Here is a 6,005-nt window from a genome sequence, read left to right on the forward strand (position 1 = left end):
TCGTCGTTGCTGTGGTTTTTTTTTTTTACTGCTCCGCCCCCTACGAGGATGTACCCTATGTTAGGCATAGGCAGCGTAGGATGTGTAGAAGAGACAGGTCCCGGTCAGGCCGGCCAGGGTCGTGGTGACCGTGGCGACCGTCCCGGCGCTCCGCGTCCGGGTGGCCAGGCGCCGCGTCCCGGTGCCCGTCCGGCCGGTCCCCGTCCGGGCAACAACCCCTTCACCTCTGGTGGCTCCACCGGCATGGCGCGCCCGCAGGCGCCCCGTCCGGGCGGCGCCCCGCGCCCCGGCGGCCCTGGTGGCCCCGGTGAGCGTCCCGGCGGCGCTCCGCGTCCGCAGGGCCAGGGTCAGGATCGCGGTCCCCGTCCCCAGGGTGCGGCGGGCGGTCCCCGTCCGCAGTCCCCGGGTGGCGCTCGTCCCTCCCCGGGCGGCATGCCCCGTCCGCAGGGCGGCGCACCCCGTCCCGGCGGCGGTCCCCGTCCGAACCCCGGCATGATGCCGCAGCGTCCGGCTGCCGGCCCGCGTCCCGGTGGCGGTGGCCCCGGCGGCCGCGGTCCCGGTGGCGGTGGCGGCGGTCGTCCCGGTGGCGGCGGTGGCGGCGGTCGTCCCGGTGGCGGCGGCGGCTTCGCCGGTCGTCCGGGCGGTCCCGGTGGCGGTGGCGGCGGCTTCGCCGGTCGTCCCGGCGGTCCCGGTGGCGGCGGTGGCGGTTTCGCCGGTCGTCCGGGTGGTCCCGGTGGCGGTGGCGGCGGCGGTCGTCCCGGCTTCGGCGGTCGTCCCGGTGGTCCCGGTGGCCGTGGTGGCACACAGGGCGCCTTCGGTCGCCCCGGCGGTCCCGCGCGTCGTGGTCGCAAGTCGAAGCGGCAGAGGCGCCAGGAGTACGAGGCCATGCAGGCCCCGTCGGTCGGCGGCGTGATGCTGCCTCGCGGCAACGGACAGTCCGTCCGCCTGTCGCGCGGTGCGTCCCTCACCGACTTCGCCGAGAAGATCAACGCCAACCCGGCGTCGCTCGTCGGCGTGATGATGAACCTCGGCGAGATGGTCACTGCCACGCAGTCCGTCTCCGACGAGACGCTGAAGCTCCTCGCGGACGAGATGAACTTCATCCTCGAGATCGTCAGCCCCGAGGAGGAGGACCGCGAGCTGCTCGAGTCCTTCGACATCGAGTTCGGCGAGGACGAGGGTGGCGAGGAGTTCCTCGTCGCGCGTCCGCCGGTCGTGACCGTCATGGGTCACGTCGACCACGGTAAGACCCGCCTCCTCGACACCATCCGCAAGACGAACGTCGTCGCGGGCGAGGCCGGCGGTATCACGCAGCACATCGGTGCGTACCAGGTCGCGACCGAGGTCAACGGCGAAGAGCGCAGGATCACCTTCATCGACACCCCGGGTCACGAGGCGTTCACCGCCATGCGTGCCCGTGGTGCCAAGTCGACCGACATCGCGATCCTCGTGGTGGCGGCCAACGACGGTGTGATGCCCCAGACGATCGAGGCGCTGAACCACGCCAAGGCGGCCGACGTGCCGATCGTGGTCGCGGTCAACAAGATCGACGTCGAGGGTGCCGACCCGACCAAGGTGCGCGGTCAGCTCACCGAGTTCGGTCTGGTGGCCGAGGAGTACGGCGGCGACACGATGTTCGTCGACATCTCCGCCAAGCAGGGCCTCAACATCGAGGCTCTCCTGGAGGCCGTGGTCCTGACCGCGGACGCCTCGCTCGACCTGCGGGCCAACCCGGAGCAGGACGCGCAGGGTATTGCGATCGAGTCCCACCTCGACCGCGGCCGCGGTGCCGTCTCGACGGTCCTGGTCCAGCGCGGCACGCTGCGCATCGGCGACACCATGGTGGTCGGCGACGCGTACGGCCGAGTCCGGGCCATGCTCGACGACAACGGCAACAACGTCGAGGAAGCGGGTCCCTCGACCCCCGTCCTGGTCCTGGGTCTCACCAACGTCCCCGGCGCCGGCGACAACTTCCTCGTCGTCGACGAGGACCGTACGGCCCGTCAGATCGCCGAGAAGCGGGCGGCGCGCGAGCGCAACGCCAACTTCGCCCGGCGCGGAGTCCGGTTCTCCCTGGAGAACCTGGACGAGGCGCTCAAGGCCGGTCTGGTGCAGGAACTCAACCTCATCATCAAGGGCGACGCGTCCGGTTCGGTGGAGGCTCTCGAGTCCTCGCTGCTCCAGCTCGACGTCGGCGACGAGGTCGACATCCGTGTCCTGCACCGCGGTGTGGGTGCGGTCACCGAGTCCGACATCAACCTGGCGACCGGCTCCGACGCCATCGTCATCGGCTTCAACGTCCGCGCTGCGGGCCGCGCGGCGCAGATGGCGGAGCGCGAGGGCGTCGACGTCCGGTACTACTCGGTGATCTACCAGGCCATCGAGGAGATCGAGGCGGCCCTCAAGGGCATGCTCAAGCCGGAGTACGAGGAGGTCGAGCTCGGCACGGCGGAGATCCGCGAGGTCTTCAAGTCGTCCAAGCTGGGCAACATCGCCGGTGTCCTGGTCCGCTCGGGCGAGGTCAAGCGCAACACGAAGGCTCGACTCGTCCGCGACGGCAAGGTCATCGCGGAGAACCTCAACATCTCCGGTCTGCGTCGCTTCAAGGACGACGTCACCGAGATCCGCGAAGGGTTCGAGGGCGGTATCAACCTCGGCAACTTCAACGACATCAAGGTCGACGACGTCATCGCGACGTACGAGATGCGCGAGAAGCCGCGCGGCTGATTGTCGTAGCACGCGATCGGGGCCGATCGGCGGACGTAATATCCGTCGATCGGCCCCGGCCGTTGCGTGTACGGTTCCTGTATCGGCGTCGACGCGGCGCCCATACCCCGAACCGGCGGGACATCCGGACACACACATGTATGTGGGGACTCTGTCCTTCGATCTGCTCCTCGGCGACGTTCACTCGCTCAAGGAGAAACGCTCTCTCGTCCGTCCGATCGTGGCCGAGCTCCAGCGCAAATACGCGGTGAGCGCGGCGGAGACGGGCAACCAGGACCTCCATCGCAGGGCCGAGATCGGGCTGGCGATGGTCTCCGGGGACACGGGACACCTCACCGACGTACTGGACCGCTGTGAGCGGCTGGTCGCCGGGCGGCCCGAGGTGGAACTGCTCTCGGTTCGACGCAGACTCCACAGCGACGAAGACTGAAGCGACGAAGTCTTAGCAAGAGGCAAGACACTTAAGGAGACGGACCAGTGGCCGACAACGCGCGGGCGAAGAGGCTGGCGGACCTCATCCGAGAGGTGGTGGCCCAGAAGCTGCAGCGCGGGATCAAGGACCCGCGGCTCGGCTCGCACGTCACCATCACGGACACCCGGGTCACGGGTGACCTCCGGGAGGCGACCGTCTTCTACACGGTGTACGGGGACGACGAGGAGCGCGCGGCCGCGGCCGCCGGTCTGGAGAGCGCCAAGGGCGTGCTGCGTTCCGCGGTCGGCGCGGCGGCGGGCGTGAAGTTCACGCCGACGCTGACCTTCGTGGCGGACGCGCTTCCCGACACCGCCAAGACCATCGAGGACCTCCTCGACAAGGCACGCCAGTCCGACGAGAAGGTGCGCGAGGTCTCGGCCGGCGCCGCCTACGCCGGTGACGCGGACCCGTACAAGAAGCCGGGTGACGACGAGGACGAGACGGACGACACCGCCGGATGACCCAGAAGAACCAGACGCCCGACGGGCTTGTCATCGTCGACAAGCCGTCGGGCTTCACTTCGCACGACGTGGTCGCCAAGATGCGCGGGATCGCGAAGACCCGCCGGGTCGGACACGCCGGCACGCTCGACCCGATGGCGACCGGTGTGCTCGTCCTCGGCGTCGAGAAGGCGACCAAGCTCCTCGGGCACCTCGCGCTCACCGAGAAGGAGTACCTGGGCACGATCCGCCTGGGCCAGACGACCCTGACCGACGACGCCGAGGGCGAGATCACGAGGTCGACAGACGCCTCGAAGGTCACCCGGGACGCCGTCGACGCGGGGATCGCCAAGCTGAGCGGCGACATCATGCAGGTGCCGTCCAAGGTCAGCGCCATCAAGATCGACGGTGTGCGCTCCTACAAGCGGGCGCGTGAGGGCGAGGAGTTCGAGATCCCCGCCCGGCCGGTGAGGATCTCGTCCTTCGCGGTGTACGACGTCCGGGACGCCGTCGCCGAGGACGGCACGCCCGTCCTGGACCTGGTCGTCTCGGTGGTCTGCTCGTCCGGTACGTACATCCGGGCGCTGGCCCGCGACCTGGGCGCGGACCTGGGCGTGGGCGGCCACCTCACCGCTCTGCGACGCACCCGGGTCGGCCCCTACAAGCTGGACGCGGCCAGGACCCTGGAGCAGCACCAGCAGGAGCTGACGGTGATGCCGATCGCCGAGGCGGCCACGGCCGCGTTCCCGCGCTGGGACGTGGACGCCAAGCGGGCGAGGCTGCTGCTGAACGGCGTCCGCCTGGAGATGCCCGGCGAGTACGCGGGGCGCGGCGCGGTGGCCGTGTTCGACCCCGAGGGCCGATTCCTCGCGCTTGTCGAGGAACAGAAGGGCAAGGCGAAGAGCCTGGCCGTCTTCGGCTGAGTGGGCCCGATCGGGTGCCGCCCGTGGAGCGGCGGTCACGGAGTTGTCCGCCGCTCCACGGTCCCCCCTCGGTTCCCCCACCCCTAGGGTGTATCCACCCTCCCCCTCTCATTCACCCGTGCGGGCAGGCGCTCGGAGTGAAGCGGGGGAGCGGAAGGGGGCGCGTTCACCGCGCGATCTGTCCCGCCGATCACCTGGTGCCTACCGTCGAGGACAGGGCAGGGCACGGCGGGGAGGTTCGACCATGGCGGGACGGGGCCCGCGGACCGCGGGCGGCCGCCGGCGCGCGGGTGAGAGTGGGCACTCCGCGAACTCCGGCACGGCTTCCGGCACGACTCGCGGCGCGGCTTCCGGGCCGGGACAGGCGCGCGACGAATCCCTCGTCCGTATCCACGACCTCGCCGGCCGCCCCCGGGGCACCGGCTTCGTGGCCGACCACCACGGCACCGTGATCACCAGCCACGAGGCCGTCGACGGACTGCCGAGACTTCTTCTCTACGCCGCCGAGGACCGCCACTGCGTGGTGACCGCCGACGCGGTGACCGCCCTGCCCGAGCTGAACCTGGCCCTCGTACGGACCGAGGGGCTCGGCGTCGACCCGCTCCCCGTCACCGTGCGGGACCGGATCGAGACCGGCGCCTATGTGCGGATCGCCGCCGGGTGCTGGCGTGAGGCGAGGGTGCTCGGCGCGGCCACCGTGACGTACACGGCGACGGATCGCTTCCATCTCCTGGACTCCGCGCTGGAGTTGGCCATCGGCACGGCAGGGCGGGACGCGCTGCGGCTGGGCGGCGGGGCGGCCGGGGGACCGGTGCTCGACGCCGCGACCGGCGCGGTGCTCGGTGTCCTCGGCACCGCGCTGCAGGGCAGCGGCCGAGACGCCGGGTTCGCCGTCCCCCTGCTCCCGGCACCGGCCGGCCCGCTCGCCGAGCTCCTCGGCGAGAACGCGGCGACCGTCCCCGCGTACGGCGTGGACCTCAACCTCGCGGGCGTCCTCGAACTGACGGCGACCTCGGTGGGCCAGGACGGCCCGTCGGGTGCGCTCGCGGGATACGTCGGCCGCGCGGGCACCGGTACCCCCGGATCGGTGGCGCCGGTCCAACGGGCGGCCACGGCAACGGAGTTCGAGGCCTTCACCCGGGGCCCGGCCGCCGTCCTCGCCCTCGTCGGCCCACCCGGCAGCGGGCGTACGACAGAACTCGCCTCCCTCGCCGCCCGCCGCAACCGGGGTGCCCGTCCCGCCCCGACCCTGTGGCTGCGCGGCGCCGACCTCAGGGACGACGACACCTCGGTCGCCGACGCGGCACGCAGGGCCCTGACCCGCGCGGCACGGATCGTCGCGGCGTCCCGTTCGGTACAGGTCGCCGACCTGGGAGACACGACCCCCGAGCGCCTCGCCCACCTCGCCCGCACCGCCGACCGCCCGCTCCTGCTCCTCCTCGA

General features: G+C 71.4%; 4 protein-coding genes and 1 pseudogene. All 5 read left to right on the top strand.

Going from position 1 to position 6,005, the window contains the following annotated elements:
* Positions 1 to 93 precede the first annotated feature (93 nt).
* Positions 94 to 2,727, top strand: a pseudogene (gene infB / locus HLK59_RS47450) (translation initiation factor IF-2); the annotation flags it as partial.
* Between the two features lie 136 nt (positions 2,728 to 2,863).
* The gene (locus tag HLK59_RS47455; protein WP_079313067.1) at positions 2,864 to 3,157 is read left to right on the top strand and encodes a DUF503 domain-containing protein; all 294 of its coding nucleotides are present in this window, start codon (positions 2,864 to 2,866) and stop codon (positions 3,155 to 3,157) included.
* 47 nt (positions 3,158 to 3,204) lie between these two features.
* A complete protein-coding gene (gene rbfA / locus HLK59_RS47460; protein WP_171147902.1) occupies positions 3,205 to 3,660 on the top strand; it encodes a 30S ribosome-binding factor RbfA in 456 nt (151 codons plus the stop codon).
* Complete coding sequence (truB, locus tag HLK59_RS47465; protein WP_171147903.1) at positions 3,657 to 4,562, top strand: tRNA pseudouridine(55) synthase TruB; 906 nt, start codon at positions 3,657 to 3,659, stop codon at positions 4,560 to 4,562. Before rbfA ends, truB begins: the two co-directional genes overlap by 4 nt.
* Before the next feature lie 244 nt (positions 4,563 to 4,806).
* Positions 4,807 to 6,005: trypsin-like peptidase domain-containing protein (locus HLK59_RS47470; RefSeq protein ID WP_346779996.1), on the top strand; the 1,199-nt coding region annotated here is incomplete at its 3' end.

Origin of the sequence: Streptomyces sp. S3(2020), assembly GCF_013044505.1 — a bacterium.
Classification (GTDB): domain Bacteria; phylum Actinomycetota; class Actinomycetes; order Streptomycetales; family Streptomycetaceae; genus Streptomyces.

What these genes read in the sequence shown, in the direction of transcription:
- HLK59_RS47455 (WP_079313067.1), top strand. Translation starts at nt 2,864, where the DNA reads ATGTATGTGGGGACTCTGTCCTTCGATCTGCTCCTCGGCGACGTTCAC.
- truB (WP_171147903.1), top strand. Translation starts at nt 3,657, where the DNA reads ATGACCCAGAAGAACCAGACGCCCGACGGGCTTGTCATCGTCGACAAG.